Origin of the sequence: Nonomuraea rubra (assembly GCF_014207985.1) — a bacterium.
Lineage (GTDB): Bacteria > Actinomycetota > Actinomycetes > Streptosporangiales > Streptosporangiaceae > Nonomuraea > Nonomuraea rubra.
The window spans coordinates 9,431,645-9,449,474 of sequence record NZ_JACHMI010000001.1; the positions used below are offsets into that span (position 1 = coordinate 9,431,645).

Here is a 17,830-nt window from a genome sequence, read left to right on the forward strand (position 1 = left end):
CCATGGGAGTGCTCGACGGCTACCGCGTCGTGGACCTGTCCATCGCGATGGCGGGCCCGCTGGCCGCCATGCGGCTGGGCGACCTGGGCGCGGACGTGGTCAAGGTGGAGCCGGTGTCCGGCGAGTGGCAGCGGCACGCCCCGGCGGGCGGCGCCAGCGGCAACCGGGTCAACGCCTCGTTCCTGTCGCTGAACCGCAACAAGCGCAGCCTCGCCGTGAACCTCAAGTCGGACGAGGGCCGCGAGATCGTGCACAGGCTGGCGGCCACGGCCGACGTGTTCCTGCAGAACTACCGGCCCGGCGTGGCCGAGCGGCTCGGCATGGACTACGACACGATCAGCGGGCTGAACCCGTCCATCGTGTACGTCTCGATGTCCGGCTACGGCGAGACCGGCCCGTACATCTCCCGGCCCGGCCAGGACCTGCTGCTGCAGGCCATGAGCGGGGCCATGCTGAGCACCGGCCGCGAGGGCGACCCGCCCGCGCCCGCCGGCTCGTACGCGATCGACGCCATCACCGCCTACAGCGCGTTCGAGGGCGCGCTGGCCGCGCTGCTGCACCGCGAGCGCACCGGCGAGGGCCAGCGGGTGAGCGTGAACATGCTGGACGCGGCCGTGGCCGTGCAGATGCAGGAGCTGTCGATCTTCACGGTCGGCAAGGTGCCGCAGCGGCGCGGGCGCGAGCCGCACGGCCACACCTACATCCGCGCCCCGTACGGCGTCTTCGCCACCAAGGACGGGTTCATCGCGCTCGGCATGCCCCGCCTGGACGGCCTGGCTGTGGCGCTGGACCTGCCGGAGCTGGCCGCGATGGACGGCGACGCCGACGGCCACACCCGGCGCGACGAGATCACCGCGCTGGTGGCCGCCCGGCTGCCCGAGCGCACGACGGACGAGTGGCTGGAGATCCTGGCCCGCCACGACCTGTGGGCCGGCCCGGTGTACGGCTACGCGGACCTGGTGAAGGATCCGCAGGTCGAGCACAACGGCTCGTTCGTCACCTACGAGCACCGCACCGAGGGCACGGTCACCACGCCCGGCTTCCCGTACCGGTTCAGCGCCACCCCGCCCGGGGTGCGCAGGGGCGCGCCGCTGGTGGGCGAGCACACCAGGGAGCTGCTGGAGGAGCTGGGCTACTCCGCCGAGCGCACGGCCGAGCTGGCGGCGGAGGGCGTGCTGGCATGCGAGGACTGACCTGGGACCATCCGCGCGGGTACGCGCCGCTGGACGAGCTGACGCGGCTCGACCGGGCGGGGGCGAACCCGTACGGGCAGGTCCCGGAGCCGATTGTGTGGGACCGGCAGCCGCTCGAAGGCTTCGAGTCGGAGCCGATCGCGCGGCTGTGCGAGACGTACGACGTGATGGTGATCGATCACCCTGGGCTGGGCGCGGCGACGGGCGCGCTGGTGCCGATGGAGGAGTTGTTCGAGCCGGAGGAGCTGGCCGGGCTGCGCTTCGCCGGGCGTTCGCTGGAGAGCTACCACCTGGACGGGCGGCAGTGGGCGCTGCCGCTGGACGCCGCCACCCAGGTGGCCGCCGCCCGGCCGGGCGTGCACGTGCCGTCGTCCTGGCCGGAGGTTCGCGAGGCGGCGGTGTCCGGGCGGATGGCGCTGTGCCTGGGCGGGCCGCACGCGTTCCTCATGTTCTGCGCGGTGACGTGCGGGGACTTCCTGGACGAGGAGGCCGGGGAGCGGGCGCTGGAGCTGATGGCGGAGCTGCTCGCGCTCGCCGACCCGGCGGTGTCGCTGCGCAACCCGATCGGGGTGCTGGACGCGATGACGGCGGGCCGCGTGGACTTCTGCCCGCTCCTGTACGGGTACGTCACGTATCCGCTGGCCTTCACCGACGCGCCCGCCTGGCCGGGGCGGGAGCCCGGCAGCGTGCTCGGCGGCACGGGGCTGGTGGTCTCGCGGCGGCGCATCGGCGAGATCCGCGAGGCGGTGCGGGCGCACCTGCTGCGCCTGACGTCGCAACCGGTGCAGGCAGAGCTGTTCCCGGCCGTCGGTGGCCAGCCGGCCGCCCGGTCCGTGTGGGACACCCCGGGCTTCTACCGCGACACTCTCGCCACCATGGAGGCCGCCTGGGTCAGGCCGCGCTTCCCCGGCTACATCGCCTCGCAGGAGCGATCCTCGGCGCTGATCCGCGAGGGCCTGCTCGCGCGGACGCCCGCCCGCGACCTGCTCAAGACCCTGCACGAGGAATGGAGGACACCATGACCACGGCGCTCGTCACAGGCGCCGCCGGAGCCCTCGGCCGCGCGATCGTGCGCCGCCTGGCCGCCGACGGCCACCGGGTGGCGGCACTCGACGTCGACGCGGGCGGCCTGGAAGGCGCGCTCAACCTGAAGACCGACCTGCGCGACCCGGCGGCGATCGAGGCCGCGTTCGAGGAGACGGCCGCGCGGCTCGGCCCGGTCGGCGTCCTCGTCAACAACGCCGCCGTCTACCCGGCCCGCCCGTTCCTGGAGGTGCCGCTGGACGAGTACGACCACGTGGTCGCGGTCAACCAGCGTGCCTACTGGCTGTGCGCGCAGCACGCGGCCCGGCAGATGGCGGAGCTGGGCGGCGGGGCGATCGTCAACGTCGCCTCGATCACCATGCACGGCGGCTGGGCGGACCTGGCCGCGTACGTGTCCACGAAGGGCGCGGCGGCGGCCTTCACCAGGGCGCTGGCCCGCGAGCTCGGCCCCAGGGAGATCCGGGTCAACTGCGTCTCGCCGGGCGCGTTCCCGACGGCCGCCGAGGAGATCCACGAGGACCTGGAGGCGTACAACCGGATGGTGCTGGAGCGGCAGGCGCTGCAGCGGCGCGGCACGCCCGACGAGCTGGCCGCCGTGGTGTCGTTCCTGACCGGCCCCGACGCCTCGTTCGTCACGGGCCAGACCATCGAAGTCAACGGAGGGTGGGTGATGGCATGAGGCCGGACCGCAGGCGGCTGGCCGAGCTGACGGGTGACCTGAGCGCGGCCGGCGGAGTGCGCCTGGTCACGCTGGGCGACGGCGTCGAGCGCGGGATCAGGGCGCTGGAGTTCAGGACCGGCTCGGGGCTGGCGTTCGAGGTGCTGGTCGACCGGTGCATGGACCTCGGGCACGCCGAGCACGCCGGGCGCGCGTTCGGCTGGCGCTCCCCCACCGGGTTCCGCCATCCGGGGCTGCACGAGCACAACGACGAGGACGGGCTGTCGTGGCTGCGCTCGTTCTCCGGGCTGACCGTGACGGCCGGGCTGGACCACACGCTGTTCGGCGGGGAGGTGCCGGCCGACGGCTACCGGTATCCGCCGCGCGAGTCCGTACGGCACGGGCTGCACGGCCGCGCCGGCAACCTGCCCGCCCGGCTGACCGGCTACGGCGAGCGCTGGGACGGCGACACGTGCGTGCTCTGGGCGGAGGGCGAGGTACGGCAGGCCGCGGTCTTCGCCGAGAACCTGCGGCTGGTGCGGCGGATCGAGGCCGACCTGGGCGGCGACGAGATCCGGCTGGCCGACACGGTGACGAACGCCGGGTTCGAGCCGACGCCGCACATGTACCTCTACCACATCAACCTGGGCTGGCCGCTGCTCGACGAGGGCGCCAGGTTCGAGGCCGACATCCGGGAGACGCTGTGGCAGAGCGACAGCGTGGCCGAGCAGAAGGCCGACCACCTCACCTTCCCAGGGCCGATCCCCGGGTTCGTGGAGCAGGTGTACGAGCACGCGCTCGTCCCCCGGCCCGACGGGCTGCACCGGGTGGCCGTGGTCAACGACCGCCTGGGCATGCGGGTGGCCGTGGAGTGGCGGGCCGCGGAGTTCCCGTACTTCTTCGAGTGGCTGAACCTGCGCTCGGGCAACTACGCGGTCGGCCTGGAGCCGTCCACGCACCACGTGTCGGGCGACGCCGCGGCCCGGCAGGACGGCAGCATGATCTGGCTCGGGCCGCAGGAGTCGCGCACGTACCACACGACGTTCCGGGTGGAGTCAGCCTCCTAGCCGGTACGCCCGCCGCGCCGTCCCGGCGAACACCTCCCCCCGCTCACTCTCCGACAGCCCGGCGACCAGCTCGTCCGCGGCCGAGACGACCTGGTCGTACCCGGCCGCGAGCAGGCACACCGGCCAGTCGGAGCCGAACATCACCCGCTCGGGGCCGAACGCCTCCAGCACCGTCTCGGCGTACGGCCGCAGATCGGACGTACGCCACGAACCCCAGTCGGCCTCGGTGACCATCCCCGACAGCTTGCAGAAGACGTTGGGCCGCGCGGCCAGCTCCACGATCCGGCTGCGCCACGGCTCCAGCTCCCCGGAGGCGATCGGCGGCTTGGACAGGTGGTCGAGCACGAACGTCAGCTCGGGCAGGGCGCTCACCGTGTCGATGGCGGCCGGGAGCTGGTGGGGCAGCGTCAGCAGGTCGTAGGCCAGCCCCGCCTCGGCCACGGCGGCCAGCCCCCGGCGCACGTCGGGGCGGTTGAGCCAGGCGGGGTCGGCCTCGGACTGCACGCCGTGGCGCACGCCCACCAGCCCTTCCGGCAGTGCGGCCAGCGTGTCGGCGGCGCCGGGCTCGGTCAGGTCGATCCATCCGACGACTCCTGACACAAGGCTTGACTCGGCGGCCAGCGTCAGGAAGTCTCTGGTCTCGTCGAGATCGGGCAGCACCTGCACCAGCACGGTACCTGTCACACCGCTGACAGCGGCCTGCTCCGCGAGGTCGTCGAGGGTGAACGTGCGGCGGACCGGGGCCATCCTGGCCGGGTCGAGCCAGGCGTGGGGGCGGGCGGACAGGTCCCAGACGTGATGGTGAGCATCGATGCGATTCACGGCAGACATCCTATGTATTCGACAGGAGTGATCAACAGTGACCAGCGATGGATACACCCGGCGCGGAGTGCTCGCCACCGGGTTAGGCGCGGCGGCCGGAACCCTGATCGTGAGCGGTGCCGACGCCCTCCCGGCATGGGCCGACGGCAGGAAGGCCGGCCCGCTGACCCTCTGGTACACCCGCCCGGCCGAGGTCTGGTTGGAGGCGCTGCCGGTGGGCTGCGGGCGGCTGGGCGCCATGGTGTTCGGCGGCGTGGCCACCGAACGGCTGCAGCTCAACGAGGACAGCATCTGGGCCGGCGGGCCGCACAACTACGACAACCCGGGCGCTCTGGAGGCGCTGCCGGAGATCAGGCGGCTGGTCTGGGAGGACAAGTGGCAGGCCGCCCAGAACCTGGCGGATGAGAAGATGCTCGGCACGCCCAGCGAGCAGGCGTGGTACCAGGTGCTCGGCGACCTCACGCTGACCTATCCCGGCTCGGCCGAGTTCACCGACTACCGGCGCGAGCTCGACCTGACGAACGCCGTCACCAGCGTGCGGTTCACCCGTGACGGCGTGCGGCACGAGCGCGAGGTCTTCGCCAGCAACCCCGACCAGGTCATCGTGCTGCGGCACACCGCGGACCAGCGCGGCTCGATCTCGTTCACGGCGGCCTTCTCCAGCCCGCAGCAGTCGAGCCCGGCCGGCGCCGGACCGGCCACGATCGCGCTGAACGGCGTCAGCGGCCAGACCGAGGGCATGCCCGGAGAGGTACGCTTCCAGGCGCTGGCCAGGGCCGAGGCCAAGGGCGGCACCGTGCGCGTCGAAGGCGGCACGCTGGTCGTCGAGGGCGTGGACGAGGTCACCCTGCTGATCTCCATGGGCAGCAGCTACCGCAGCTACAAGGACGTCGGCGGCGATCCGGCGCAGGTCGCGGGCCGCCATCTGACGAAGGCGGGCGGGCGGCCGTACGAGGTGCTGAAGCGCAGGCACGTCCAGGACTACCAGCGGCTGTTCGGGCGGGTCTCGATCGACCTGGGCACCTCGGAGGCGGTGGCGCTGCCCACGGACGAGCGCATCCAGCGCAAGCAGCTCGACACGGACCCGCAGCTCGCCGCCCTGTACTTCCAGTACGGCCGCTACCTGCTGATCTCCTGCTCCCGCGCCCCCGGCTACGCCGCCAACCTCCAGGGCATCTGGAACGACTCCCTCGAACCGGCGTGGCAGTCGAAGTACACCATCAACATCAACCTGGAGATGAACTACTGGCCGGCCGCGCCCGGCAACCTGATCGAGTGCATGGACCCGCTCTTCGACCTGATCAAGGACCTGTCGGAGACCGGCGCCCGCACGGCGAAGGACACCTACGGGGCACCCGGCTGGGTCGCCCACCACAACACCGACGGCTGGCGCGGCACGGCCCCCGTGGACTTCGCCTTCTACGGCGTGTGGCCGACCGGCGGGGCGTGGCTGTGCCTGACGCTCTGGGAGCACTACCAGTACACCGGGGACGAGCGGCGCCTGCGCGAGCACTTCCCGCTGATCAAGGGCTCGGTGGAGTACTTCCTGGCCACCCTGCAGACCGATCCGAGGTCCGGCTACCTGGTGACCAACCCCTCGCACTCCCCCGAGGTCGGGCACCACGAGGACAACGGCGAGAACGTCAGCATCTGCGCCGGGCCCACCATGGACATGCAGATCCTGCGCGACCTGTTCACCGCCTTCGAGGAGGCGTCCGAGGTGCTCGGGGCGGAGCCGGAGCTGCGCCGGCAGGCCGTGGAGGCGCGGGCGCGCCTCGTCCCCAACCAGGTGGGGCATCTCGGACAGATCCAGGAGTGGCAGGAGGACTACCGGGGCGACGCCGCGCTGTCGCGCAGCCGGCACATCTCCCACCTGTGGGGGCTGTTCCCCAGCCACCAGATCGACCCCCGGCTGTCGCCCGACCTGGCGGCGGCGGCCCGGCGCACGCTGGAGCTGCGGGGCGAGGCGGGTGCCGGGTGGTCGCTGGCCTGGAAGATCAATTTCTGGGCGCGGCTGCTGGACGCGGCCGAGGCGTACAAGCGGCTGAGCAACCTGCTGGTGCCCGCGCGTACGGCGCCGAACATGTTCGACCTGCACCCGCCGTTCCAGATCGACGGCAACTTCGGCGGCACCTCGGGCATCACCGAGATGTTGCTGCAGAGCCACGGGGACCAGGTACACCTGCTGCCCGCCCTGCCCCCCGCCTGGCCGGCGGGGTCGTACCGGGGGCTGCGGGCCCGGGGCGGGTTCGAGGTGGACGTGGAGTGGAGCGGTGGGGGGTTGCGGCGCGGGCGGGTACGCTCCGACCTGGGCCGCAGGCTCACCCTCCGCACCCCGTCGGCCGTGACGGTCACGGAACGCGGCCGGCCGGTGAAGGCCGAACGCCCGGAGCCGGGCGTGCTCGTCCTCGACACCCGCCGGGGCGCCACCTACGACCTCACCCCGTCCGTCTGACGCCGCTCCCGCCCCCTGGCTACGGCGCCGGGGGGCGGTGGCGGGGACGGGTACGGGAGGCCTCGCCCCGGGCGTGGGCCGCGAAGAGGCGCGCCGCCTCCTCCGGGTCCCCCGAGGCGAGGGCCGCCACCAGGTCGTCGTGGTGACCCGCCATCACCGACCAGTCCCCGGAGTAGAGCGGGTTGCCCACCACGTGCAGGCTCCACAGGTTCGACTCGATCGTCCGCCACAACCGCAACAGGAAGGAGTTGCCACAAGCGGCGCACACCCGGCGATGGAAGGCCAGATCCGCATCCCGAAAGGCCCCGATGTCCCCGTCGCGGGCCGCCTTCCGCATGGCCAGCACGTCGGCGGAGAGCTGCCGCAACGTGTCGGGCTGGATGCGGACGGCGGCGCCGCGTGCGGCATACTCCTCCAGCAACACCCTGATGTCGCGTACCTCCCTGGCCTGCTCGTCCGAGATCTCCGCGACGTAGCTGCCCCGGTTGGGATAGGAGATGACCAGCCCCTCGTGCGCCAACCGTTTGATCGCCTCCCGGGCGGGGGCCTGGCTGGTGCCGACCCGGCGCGCGATCTCCGCCTCGACCAGCCGCTGCCCGGCCACCAGCTCGCCCGAGACGATCCAGCCGCGCAGCAGCGCGTAGACGCGGTCCGACAGCAGCTCCCTGGGCAGCACGCGGGCCGCGTCCGGCGCGATCTGCTGCTCCTGCCAGATGCGGGCCACCGTCGACTGCGACAGCCCGAGCTGGGCGGCCATCGTCCGGGTGGACGGCACGGCGCCGCCCCCCGCCGCGGCGGCGATCACCCGCTCGGCCTCCTGCCGTTCGGCGCTGCGCGGGCGCCCCGGCCTGGGCGCGTCGGCCAGGCCGTCGAGGCCGCGCTCGACGAAGCGGGCGCGCCACTTCGCCACGGTCGCCGGGCTCACCGACAGCCGGCTCGCGATGTCCTTGCGGGGCAGCCCCTCGGCGCACGCCAGCACGATGCTGCTGCGCAGCGCCAGCCCGCCGCCGGGCTTGCGGCCGGCCCACTCGCGCAGGGTGGCGAGCTCCTCCGCGCCCAATACCAGCCGTTTGTCTTCCTCGTGTCCTGCCACGCCGCAACTTTAACGTATTTATGACTCAGCTACCCACAGGACACGTATTTGTAGCGTCACGTTTGCCCTTGACGGTCCCCTGTGACCAACGTATTAAATAATCGCTAATCGAGTATCGACCCATTAAAAGGCGTCGCAGATCTCGCCCCCTTGGAGGTGCGATGCGTTCCCCCCGTCCATCCCTCGCCCTTTCAGCTCTCGGCTGCCTGTTCCTCGTCACCGGCTGCGGTGGGGGCGGCTTCGCCGGCGAGTCCCAGGCACAGCAGAGCGAGGGCGGCCCGGTCACCGTCCGGATGCTGGTCAACATCAGCCCGAACCTCACCCAGACGTACTGGGACGGCCTGGTCAAGCCGTTCGAGCAGGCCAACCCCGGCATCGACGTCAAGATCGAGGCCCCGACCGGCAAGGGCGTGGCCGACACGCTGCCGCAGCAACTCGCCGCGGGCAACGCGCCCGACGTGGTGGAGACGCTGATGGCGGACGAGACGCTGGCCAAGCAGATGCTCGACCTCACCGACCAGGCGTGGACCAAGGACACCCCGCTGGCCGAGCAGGCCAAGCTGGGCGGCAGGCTCTACCAGGTCGGCGTCGGCGTGCAGGCCCAGTCGCTGGTCTTCTACAACAAGGCGGCCTTCGACAAGGCGGGCATCGAGCAGCCGCCGCAGACGTTCGACGAGTTCGAGACCGCGATGGGCGAGCTCAAGAAGGCCGGCTACCTGCCGCTGCAGACCGGCGGCGACTTCCTGACCGGGCTGCAGCTCCTCCAGCTCTCCAACCCCAGCCGCGCCCAGACGCACCCGGCCTGGCAGCAGGACGTCAAGGCGGGCAAGACCAAGGCGGGCGAGTCGCTGCTGCCCTACCTGGAGCGCTACCAGGGCTGGATCGACAAGGGGTACGTCGACAAGAACGCGCTCGGCCTGAAGTACGCCGACGCCGAGACCCAGTTCCTGACCGGCAAGTCGGCCATGTACGTCATGGGCAGCTGGTTCACCGCCACCGAGGCCAAGGCCGAGAAGGACTTCGAGGTCGGCGTCTTCCCCGCCCCGGTGGACAAGGGCCAGGCCTACCCGGGCCCGCAGGGCGCCACGCTCGCGGCCCCGTACATGATCCTCAAGTCCACCCCGAACAAGGACGCGGCGCTCAAGCTGGTCCAGTGGCTGGTCACCGACCCGGCGGCGGTCAAGAGCCAGCTCGCGCAGGACGGCAACTTCCGCACCGGCGTGGAGCGCGAGTTCACCCCGCTGGAGAAGCAGGTGCAGGAGATCCTCGACCAGGCTCCCTCCGGGGTGCCGCAGGGCGAGGGCTACGGCGACGCCACCCTGCCCAAGGGCTTCAACTCCGCGTGGAACACCGAGGTCCAGGGCCTGTACGTGGGCAAGTCGCCCAAGGAGGTCGCCGAGGGCGTGGACCGCTGGCTGGCCGGGCGGTCATGACGCTCACCCGAGAAGCACCACCTGTGGTGAGACCGCCCGCTCCGGCACCCAGGAAGCGGCGCGGCGACGGGCTGGCCACCACCCTCATGGTGGCCCCCGCCACGATCCTCTACACCGTGATGCTGATCGTCCCGGTCGGCCTGGCCCTCTACCTGAGCCTGACCGACTGGGACGGCTTCAGCGCCAACCCCGCCTTCGTCGGCGCCGCCAACTACCTCGACCTGCTGGACGACCCCGAGCTGCGGCGCGCCTCCCTGGTCACGCTGCTGGTCGCGGTGGCCGGCACCGCCGGGCTGAACCTGCTCGGCCTCGGCTTCGCCCTCCTGGTCAACGGCAACTCCAGGGCCAACACGTTCTTCCGGATCGTGCTGTTCTACCCGCACGTGCTCAGCGCCCTGGTGGTCGGCTTCCTCTGGTCGGCCATCCTCGGCACCAGCGGCGCGGTCAACAATCTGGTCACGACCTGGGGCGGCGAGGTCATCCCGTTCCTGTCGGACCCGACCTGGGCCACGGTCACCATGATCGCGGTGCTGGTGTGGGCCGGGTTCGGCGTCAACGTGGTGCTGTACCTGGCCGGTCTCCAGGCGGTGCCGCACTCGCTGATCGAGGCGGCCCGCATCGACGGCGCCACCCGCTGGCAGGTGTTCAGGAACGTGACACTGCCCGCGCTGGGCCCGTCGGTGACCGTGAACATCGTGCTGTCGCTGGTGACGCTGCTCAAGACGTACGACCTGGTGGTCTCGCTGACGGCGGGCGGCCCGGCCGGCCAGACGCAGACCGTCGCCTACCTCATCCTGTGGAACTCCTTCCACGACGCCCGCCTCGGCTTCGGCTCCGCGCAGTCGGTGCTGCTCATGCTGGTGACGGCGGCGCTGGCGTTCGTGGTCACCAAGCTGCGCAGGCGCGGCGAGCTGGCGGTGCACCAATGACGAGGAAGACCTTCCTGTGGGCCACCGTCGCCTTCATGCTCATCCCCCTGTACGTGCTCACCGTCAACGCGTTCAAGGGCCAGCAGGACATCCTGTCCAACCCGTTCGGCCTGGGCGGCCTGACCCTCGAACCGCTCGGCAGGGCGCTGACGAACCCGAACTTCAACGTGTTCAAGGGCTACGCGATCACGCTGCTGTTCGTGGTGGCGGTCAACGTGCTGTCGGTGGGGCTGGCCGCGCCCGCGGCGTACGTGATCGCGCGCAGCCCCAAGCGCCGCTTCCGCGCCCTCATGCTGTTCTTCCTGGCCGGCACGTTCATCCCCGGCCAGGTGCTGGTCATCCCCGTCGTGTACGTGCTCAAGACGCTCGGCCTGATGGGCACCATCCGCGGGTTCGTGCTGTTCGAGACCACGCTCACGCTCCCGTTCTCGATCTTCCTGTACGCGGGTTACATCGCCACCGTCCCGGCCGTGCTCGACCAGGCGGCGGCCGTGGACGGGGCGGGCAGGCTGCGCACGTTCTGGCAGATCGTCTTCCCGCTGATGCGGCCCGCGGTCGCCACGATGGTCATCCTCAACACCTTCTCGGTGTGGAACGACTTCGTGAACCCGCAGATCATCCTGGGCCCCGGCAGCGGCCTCTACACGGTCACCACCGGCGTGTACGCGGCGGTCAGCCAGTACTCCACCGACTACACGGTGGTCTTCCCGACACTGCTGCTGGCCATCGCGCCCCTGCTCGTCTTCTTCGTCTTCATGCAACGGCACATCATCAGCGGCCTCACGGCAGGAGCAACGAAAGGTTGACCATGCGCGAGATCAAAGCCACGGTGCCGCTCGGCGAGCCACCGGCGTGGGCGGTGCTGGAGCGCAGGCTGTTCGACGCCCTCGACGAGGCGTGGCGCGGCTTCGCCGCCCGCTACTGCGGCCCCGACGGCCGGCTGATCTACCACGGCCCGGCAGCGGACCGCGACGGAGCCGACGACTTCTACGAGGCGTTCTTCAACTGGCCGACGCTCTACCAGCTCGGCGGCGCCGACGACCTGCTCGACGCCGCCAAGCACCACTGGGAGGGCATCACCACGCAGCTCACCGAGCTGGGCTACCTGGTGGACGAGTACGAGCGCGGCTACGACTGGTTCCACCAGGGCGAGTCGATGCTGCTGTTCTACGGCATCTGCACGGCCGACCCGCGCGACGAGCGCTTCCGCGAGCGGGCCCGCCGCTTCGCCGACCTGTACCTGCCCGGCTCGGCCAACTACGACGCCGAGCACGACATCATCCGCGCCCCGCACAACGGCGCCGTCGGCCCCCGCTACGGCCTGCAGTGGGAGTGGGCCTCCTACCACACGGACCTGACCAGCATGCGGCCGTTCGGCCTGCCGCTGCGCGACCTGCCCGGCATCGAACGCTGGGAGGACCTGGGCGACCCGAGCAACGCCGCCCGCATGGGCGCGGCGATGAGCGAGCGCATCGGCCGCGGCGACGTGGCCGTCAACCTGGCCGCGACCAGCCTGGCCGTCAACGCCTGGCTGTACGACGGCGACGACCGCTACCGCGACTGGGCGCTGCGCTACATCGGCGCCTGGCAGCGCAGGGCCGAGGCCAACGACGGGATCATCCCGGACAACGTGGGGCCGTCCGGCCTCGTGGGCGAGCTGCACGGGGGTCGCTGGTACGGCGGCAACTACGGCTGGCAGTGGCCGCACGGCCTCTACAGCGTGGGCGCCGCCGCCGCGATCGCCGCGGTCAACGCGTACCTGCTGACCGGGGACGACGCCACGCTCGCCATCGGCCGCGACCCCCTCGAAACCGTGTACGGGCGCGCCGTCCAGGCCGCCGTCACCGAGACCGAGATGAGCATCAGCGACCGCTGGCTGGCGGAGCTGGGCGACGAGGCCGGCAAGCCCACCATGCTGGTGCCGAACCGGCACGACGACAGCGGCTGGTTCGACTTCCAGCCGCCGCAGCTCGGCCTGCCCGTGTGGCTCTGGCACGTGTCGCGGGGCCGGAGTGACGCGGACCGGCTCGACCGGCTGCGCAAGGCGTCCGGCTACGACTGGGCGACGGTGCGGCCGTTCCGCAACAAGGAGGAGGCCGGGCACGAGGCCCCGTGGCTGGAGTACCTGCGCGGCGCCAACCCCGGCTTCCCCGAGCGGATGCTCTCCACCGCCCTCGGCCAGGTGCAGCGCCGCATGGCGCTCATCGACGCCGACGAGGCGGACCTGGCCACCATCCACGTGCACCACTGGCAGCGGCTCAACCCCGTGCTCACCGAGGCGCTGCTGCAGCTCGTCACCGGCACCCCGCAGGTGCTCTACAACGGCGGCCTGCTGCCGACCCGGCTGGCCTACTTCGACGCCGACCGCGCCCGCCCCGGGCTGCCCCGCGACGTCGCCGCGCTGGTCGACTCCGTACGCCCCGGCGGCGCCGCCGTCGAGCTGGTCAACCTGAGCCTCGCCCACACCCGGCGCGTCGTGATCCAGGCCGGCCAGTTCGGCGACGACCGCATCGACCACGCCACCGTCACCCGGAGTTCCGGCGACGACTACCCCGGTGACCCCCGCGCCTACACCTCACCCCCCATCCCGCAGAGCGAGCAGGAGGTGACGGTGAACGGCCCGCGCCTGCTCGTGGAGCTGCCCCCCGGCCGCCGCATCCGCCTCGACCTGCACACGACCGCGCGCGTCCGCACGCCGTCGCACCAGCACTACTGAGTCGCACCACTGAGTCGCAAGAGGAGTTTCATGGACGACGCCATCTGGGATCTGCCGGTACGCGGGAAACTTCCCGCCGCACCCGATCCCGCCCTCGTGGAGGGGCTGTCCCGGATCAGCTCGGCCACCGCCTGCGCCAAGCTGCACGCGCAGGGCATCCGGCGGACCTTCGTCGAGGGGCCGCGTCCCATCGCGCCGGGGCAGAAGATCGCCGGCCGGGTCCGCACGCTGCAGTTCATGCCGCAGCGCGAGGACATCGCCTCCGGCCTCGGCCAGGAGTACGTGGAGCGGCACACGGCCCTGTGGCACGTGCTGGAGGACATCGAGCCCGGCGACGTGCTGGTCGTGCAGGCGTACGGCAGCGCGTACACCGGCTGCTTCGGCGACATGCTGGTGCGCTACTTCAAGCGCAAGGGCGGCGCCGGCATCGTCGTCGACGGCCGGATCAGGGACCTGCCCCGCGTGAGCGGCATCGGCCTGCCGATATGGTCCACCGGCGCCACCCCGCACTACGCCTCGCAGGCGGAGCTGTTCCCCTGGGCGTACGACGTGCCGGTGGCCGTCGGCGGCGCGCTCGCGCTGCCCGGCGACCTGTGCGTGGCCGACGACGACGGCGCCGTGGTGGTGCCGCTGCGCCGGGCCGGCCAGGTGCTCGAGGCCGCCGCCGACCACGAGCAGTGGGAGCGCTACAGCCGCGCCCGCATCGAGGAGGGCGGGGCGCTTTCCGACTACTACCCACTCACCCCCGAGACCCGCGCCGAGTACGAGCGGTGGCGGGACGTGAAGGAGAGCCAGTGATACTCAGGTCCGTGGGCGCGATCGTCTTACTCGTGGGCGGCTTGACCACCCCCGCGCCGGCGACAGCGGCCAGACCCAACTGCGACTACTACGTGTCCGCCCAGGGCGGCGACCGGGGCGACGGCAGCGCCCGGAGCCCGTGGAAGAGCATCGAGCAGGCCCGCGACGCCCTCCGGGCGAAGAAGGGCAGGCAGACCTGCGACATCGTCGTCAACGTCAAGGCCGGCGACTACGTCGTGGACCAGACCATCGAGTTCACCGAGGCCGACTCCGGCAGGGACGGCCACAGGATCACCTATCGCAGTGCGGACGGCCCGGGCAAGGCCCGCCTGCTGGGTGCCAAGCCGGTGACGGGATGGCAGCTCTACAAGGACAACATCTACAAGACCAAGGTCGATCGTACCTTCTACACGCTGTTCGAGGACGGCAAACGCGCCACGACCGCCCGCCACCCCAACCGGACCAGCGACGACCTGTGGTCGCCGTACCTGTTCTCGGTGCTCGGCGAGCCGGAGAAGGAGGCGGTGCGGCAGTGGCTGTACTTCAAGCCCGAGGACGTGCCCAAGGAGTGGGACGCCGACTTCGACCGGAACTCGCAGATCGTCGTCTGGTCCGGCGGCTCGTGGAGCTGGTTCACCGACACGGTGCCGCTGGGCGGGGCCGACTTCCGCAAGAACTTCTTCACGCTCAACCACTGGGCGCGCTACTCGTTCGTCAACAGCCGCAGCGGCTCGCGCTACTTCCTGCAGAACACGCTGCGCTTCCTCGACCAGCCCGGTGAGTACTACTTCGACTTCGCCAACAGCGAGGTCTACTACTGGCCGAAGGGCTCGATCGACAAGGTCATGGCCCCCACGGTCAGGACCATCCTGTCACTGAAGGGCAGCACGCCCGAGCAGCGGGTGCAGAACCTCGCCTTCGACGGCCTGGCCCTGCAGTACAGCGACTTCGTCGACTGGTACCGGGCCGGCTGGATCAGCGAGGGCGACTCCGGCTACGAGCACAAGTACCCCGTCTACGACCGGCAGATCGAGATGCCGCGCAACCGGTTCGGCATGGTCACGCTGACCAACACCCGCGACATCGACCTGACCAGGCTGCACCTGTCCGACAGCGGCTTCATGGGCGTCTACCTGCTCTTCGCCAACGAGCGGGTCAAGGTCTCCGACAGCCTGCTGGAGAACATCGGCGCCGACGGCATCAAGGTCGAGGGCGGCTACCCCGGCGAGGGCGACATCTCCGGCCACCACACGATCAGCAACAACTACATCTACCACGTCGGCGAGCTGGTGCCCGGTGACGCGGCCGGCATCGAGCTGCTGAGCACGGGCAACAACACCGTCAGCAACATCAACGTCAAGCACAGCGCGCGGTACGGCATCAGCCTGGAGGTCCGCCCGGAGATCAAGCCGGAGGACAACTACGCCCGCAACAACACCTTCTCCTACATCAAGCTGGAGGAGACCGGCCTGGACAGCGGCGACATGGGCGCCTTCTACACCTACGGCGTCAGCAACGTCGAGCCGCACCCCATGGACAACCACGTCAAGCAGATGGTGATCACGGACGTCATCAACGACCCGGCGGGCGCGATGCCGGACAGCGGCACCCGCGGCGTGCACATGGACGCCGGCGGCTGCGGCTTCACCTTCGACAACATCGAGGTGGGCAAGGTCAGCGACGACAAGTACCAGAGCTACCAGTGCAACCAGGTGACCAACGCCAACTGGGCCGACGGGTTCGACGCCTCGAAGATGGAGTACGACAAGATCGGCGTGACCGGCGCGTTCCCGTACCCGATCCCCGGAGCCGCGCAGTGAAGGCGATCATCACGGCGGCGGTGACGCTCGGCGCGCTCCTCGTCGCCCCCACCGCCTCCGCCCACGCGCCGTGCAAGCCGATCGACTTCTACGTCGCCCCCAATGGCGCCGACCGGGGCCCGGGCAACAGCGCCCAGCGCCCCTGGAAGACCATCGAGCACGCCCGCGACCAGATCAGGGGCATCAGGCACCAGAGCTGCGACATCGTGGTGAACGTGAAGGCCGGCGACTACGTCGTCGACAGGACCATCGAGTTCACCGAGGCCGACTCCGGCAGGAACGGCCACCGCGTGATCTACCGCAGCGCGGACGGCCCCGGCAAGGCCCGCCTGCTGGGCGCGCGGCCGGTGACCGGCTGGGAGAAGTACAAGGACAACATCTACAAGACGAAGGTCGACCGTACCTTCTACACGCTGTTCGAGGACGGCAAGCGGGCCACCACCGCCCGCTACCCGAACCGCCGCTCGGACGACGTGTGGGCGCCCTACCTCACCTCGGTGCTGAAGGAGCCGGAGAAGGAGGCCGTCTACCAGTGGCTGTACTCCAAGCCCGGTGACTGGGACAAGAGCTGGAACCTCGACAACGCGCAGGTCATGGTCTGGTCGGGCGGCTCGTGGAGCTGGTTCACCGACACCGTGCCGATCCAGAACCCGTCGTGGGACGACAACCAGCTCACCCTCGAACACTGGACGCGCTACGCCCTGGTCAACAGCCGCGGCGGCTCCCGCTACTACCTGCAGAACTCGCTGGACTTCCTCGACCAGGCCGGCGAGTACTACTTCGACTTCAAGAACAGCGAGGTCTACTACTGGCCCAAGTCCTCGATCGACAAGGTCATGGCCCCCACGGTCAAGACGATCCTGTCGCTCAAGGGCAGCACGCCGGACAAGCGGGTGCGCAACCTGTCCTTCGACGGCCTGGCCCTGCAGTACAGCGACTTCGTGAGCTGGTACCGCAACGGCTGGATCAGCGCGGGCGACGCCGGCGAGCCGCACCGCTACCCCGAGTACGACCGGCAGATCGAGATGCCGCGCAACCGGTTCGGCGCGGTGACGCTCACCAACACCAGCGGCATCGACCTGACCAGGCTGCACCTGTCGGACACCGGGTTCACCGGCTTCTACCTGCTGTTCGCCAACGATCACGTACGGATCTCCGACAGCCTCCTGGAGAACCTCGGAGCCGACGGGATCAAGGTGGAGGGCCCGTATCCCGGTGAGGGCGACGTCGCCGGGCAGAACGTCTTCACCAACAACTACATCCACCACATCGGCGAGCTGGTGCCCGGGGACGCGTCCGGGGTCGAGCTCATGAACACCGGGAACAACGAGGTCAGCCACACCGTCGTCAAGCACAGCGCGCGGTACGGGGTGAGCCTGGAGGTCCGGCCCGAGGTGAAGGACGGCGACGGGTACGCGCACGGGAACGTGTTCAAGTACCTGCGGCTGGAGGAGACGGGGCTGGACAGCGGCGACATGGGCGCCTTCTACACCTACGGCGTCTCCAACCTCGACCCGCACGAGATCACCAACCACGTCTCCCAGGTCGTCATCGGGGACGTCATCCCCGACGCGTCCATGCCCGACAGCGGGACCCGCGGGGTGCACATGGACGCCGGCGGCTGCGGCTTCGCCTTCTCCGACATCCAGGTGGGGAAGACGACCGACCAGGAGTACCAGAGTTACCAGTGCAACGAGGTCGCGAACGCGAGCTGGGCCGACGGGTTCGACGCCTCGAAGATGGAGTACGACAAGATCGGGGTCACGAGCGCGTTCCCGTACCCGATCCCGAGTTAGCCGGCC

At 70.7% G+C, this 17,830-nt stretch carries 14 protein-coding genes; 12 read left to right on the plus strand and 2 right to left on the minus strand.

Translation table 11 applies throughout. The features are described from left to right. Positions 1-2: 2 nt before the first annotated feature. From HD593_RS43000 to HD593_RS43015, 4 genes are read left to right on the plus strand one after another with little or no spacing between them, the layout of a single operon-like run. A complete protein-coding gene (locus HD593_RS43000) occupies positions 3-1,193 on the plus strand; it encodes a CaiB/BaiF CoA transferase family protein (RefSeq protein WP_185108348.1) in 1,191 nt (396 codons plus the stop codon). Beyond that, positions 1,181-2,215: a type 2 periplasmic-binding domain-containing protein gene (locus HD593_RS43005; RefSeq protein WP_185108350.1), complete on the plus strand. Its 1,035-nt coding sequence runs from the start codon at positions 1,181-1,183 to the stop codon at positions 2,213-2,215. The genes HD593_RS43000 and HD593_RS43005 overlap by 13 nt, the downstream gene beginning before the upstream one ends. Next, the gene (locus HD593_RS43010; protein ID WP_185108353.1) at positions 2,212-2,916 is read left to right on the plus strand and encodes an SDR family NAD(P)-dependent oxidoreductase; all 705 of its coding nucleotides are present in this window, start codon (positions 2,212-2,214) and stop codon (positions 2,914-2,916) included. The genes HD593_RS43005 and HD593_RS43010 overlap by 4 nt, the downstream gene beginning before the upstream one ends. Beyond that, entirely contained in the window at positions 2,913-3,962 is a 1,050-nt protein-coding gene (locus tag HD593_RS43015; RefSeq protein ID WP_185108355.1) for an aldose 1-epimerase family protein, read from the plus strand. The genes HD593_RS43010 and HD593_RS43015 overlap by 4 nt, the downstream gene beginning before the upstream one ends. Here HD593_RS43015 and HD593_RS43020 read toward each other — a convergent pair. Beyond that, positions 3,951-4,784, minus strand: coding sequence for an amidohydrolase family protein (locus HD593_RS43020; RefSeq protein ID WP_312904131.1), 834 nt, complete (start codon positions 4,782-4,784; stop codon positions 3,951-3,953). The two genes, HD593_RS43015 and HD593_RS43020, sit on opposite strands and share 12 nt — an antisense overlap. Before the next feature lie 37 nt (positions 4,785-4,821). Between HD593_RS43020 and HD593_RS43025 the strand changes: the two genes are divergently transcribed. Beyond that, positions 4,822-7,239, plus strand: coding sequence for a glycoside hydrolase family 95 protein (locus HD593_RS43025; RefSeq protein ID WP_185108359.1), 2,418 nt, complete (start codon positions 4,822-4,824; stop codon positions 7,237-7,239). A gap of 19 nt (positions 7,240-7,258) precedes the next feature. On the opposite strand, the gene HD593_RS43030 is transcribed toward HD593_RS43025, so the two are convergent. Then, positions 7,259-8,332, minus strand: a complete 1,074-nt coding sequence (locus tag HD593_RS43030) for an FCD domain-containing protein (RefSeq protein ID WP_185108361.1) — start codon at positions 8,330-8,332, stop codon at positions 7,259-7,261. A 161-nt stretch (positions 8,333-8,493) separates the two neighbouring features. Between HD593_RS43030 and HD593_RS43035 the strand changes: the two genes are divergently transcribed. From HD593_RS43035 to HD593_RS64765, 7 genes are read left to right on the plus strand one after another with little or no spacing between them, the layout of a single operon-like run. After that, the gene (locus tag HD593_RS43035) at positions 8,494-9,765 is read left to right on the plus strand and encodes an ABC transporter substrate-binding protein (RefSeq protein ID WP_185108363.1); all 1,272 of its coding nucleotides are present in this window, start codon (positions 8,494-8,496) and stop codon (positions 9,763-9,765) included. Positions 9,766-9,788: 23 nt separating this feature from the next. Then, positions 9,789-10,694: a carbohydrate ABC transporter permease gene (locus HD593_RS43040; RefSeq protein WP_221525275.1), complete on the plus strand. Its 906-nt coding sequence runs from the start codon at positions 9,789-9,791 to the stop codon at positions 10,692-10,694. Beyond that, entirely contained in the window at positions 10,691-11,500 is an 810-nt protein-coding gene (locus tag HD593_RS43045; protein WP_185108365.1) for a carbohydrate ABC transporter permease, read from the plus strand. Before HD593_RS43040 ends, HD593_RS43045 begins: the two co-directional genes overlap by 4 nt. 2 nt (positions 11,501-11,502) lie before the next feature. Then, complete coding sequence (locus tag HD593_RS43050; protein WP_185108367.1) at positions 11,503-13,410, plus strand: DUF8034 domain-containing protein; 1,908 nt, start codon at positions 11,503-11,505, stop codon at positions 13,408-13,410. A gap of 30 nt (positions 13,411-13,440) precedes the next feature. Further along, positions 13,441-14,208, plus strand: a complete 768-nt coding sequence (locus HD593_RS43055; protein WP_185108369.1) for an RraA family protein — start codon at positions 13,441-13,443, stop codon at positions 14,206-14,208. 11 nt (positions 14,209-14,219) lie between these two features. After that, positions 14,220-16,028: a right-handed parallel beta-helix repeat-containing protein gene (locus HD593_RS64760; protein WP_221525276.1), complete on the plus strand. Its 1,809-nt coding sequence runs from the start codon at positions 14,220-14,222 to the stop codon at positions 16,026-16,028. Further along, positions 16,025-17,824, plus strand: coding sequence for a right-handed parallel beta-helix repeat-containing protein (locus tag HD593_RS64765; RefSeq protein WP_185108373.1), 1,800 nt, complete (start codon positions 16,025-16,027; stop codon positions 17,822-17,824). Before HD593_RS64760 ends, HD593_RS64765 begins: the two co-directional genes overlap by 4 nt. The last annotated feature ends 6 nt before the right edge of the window (positions 17,825-17,830 follow it).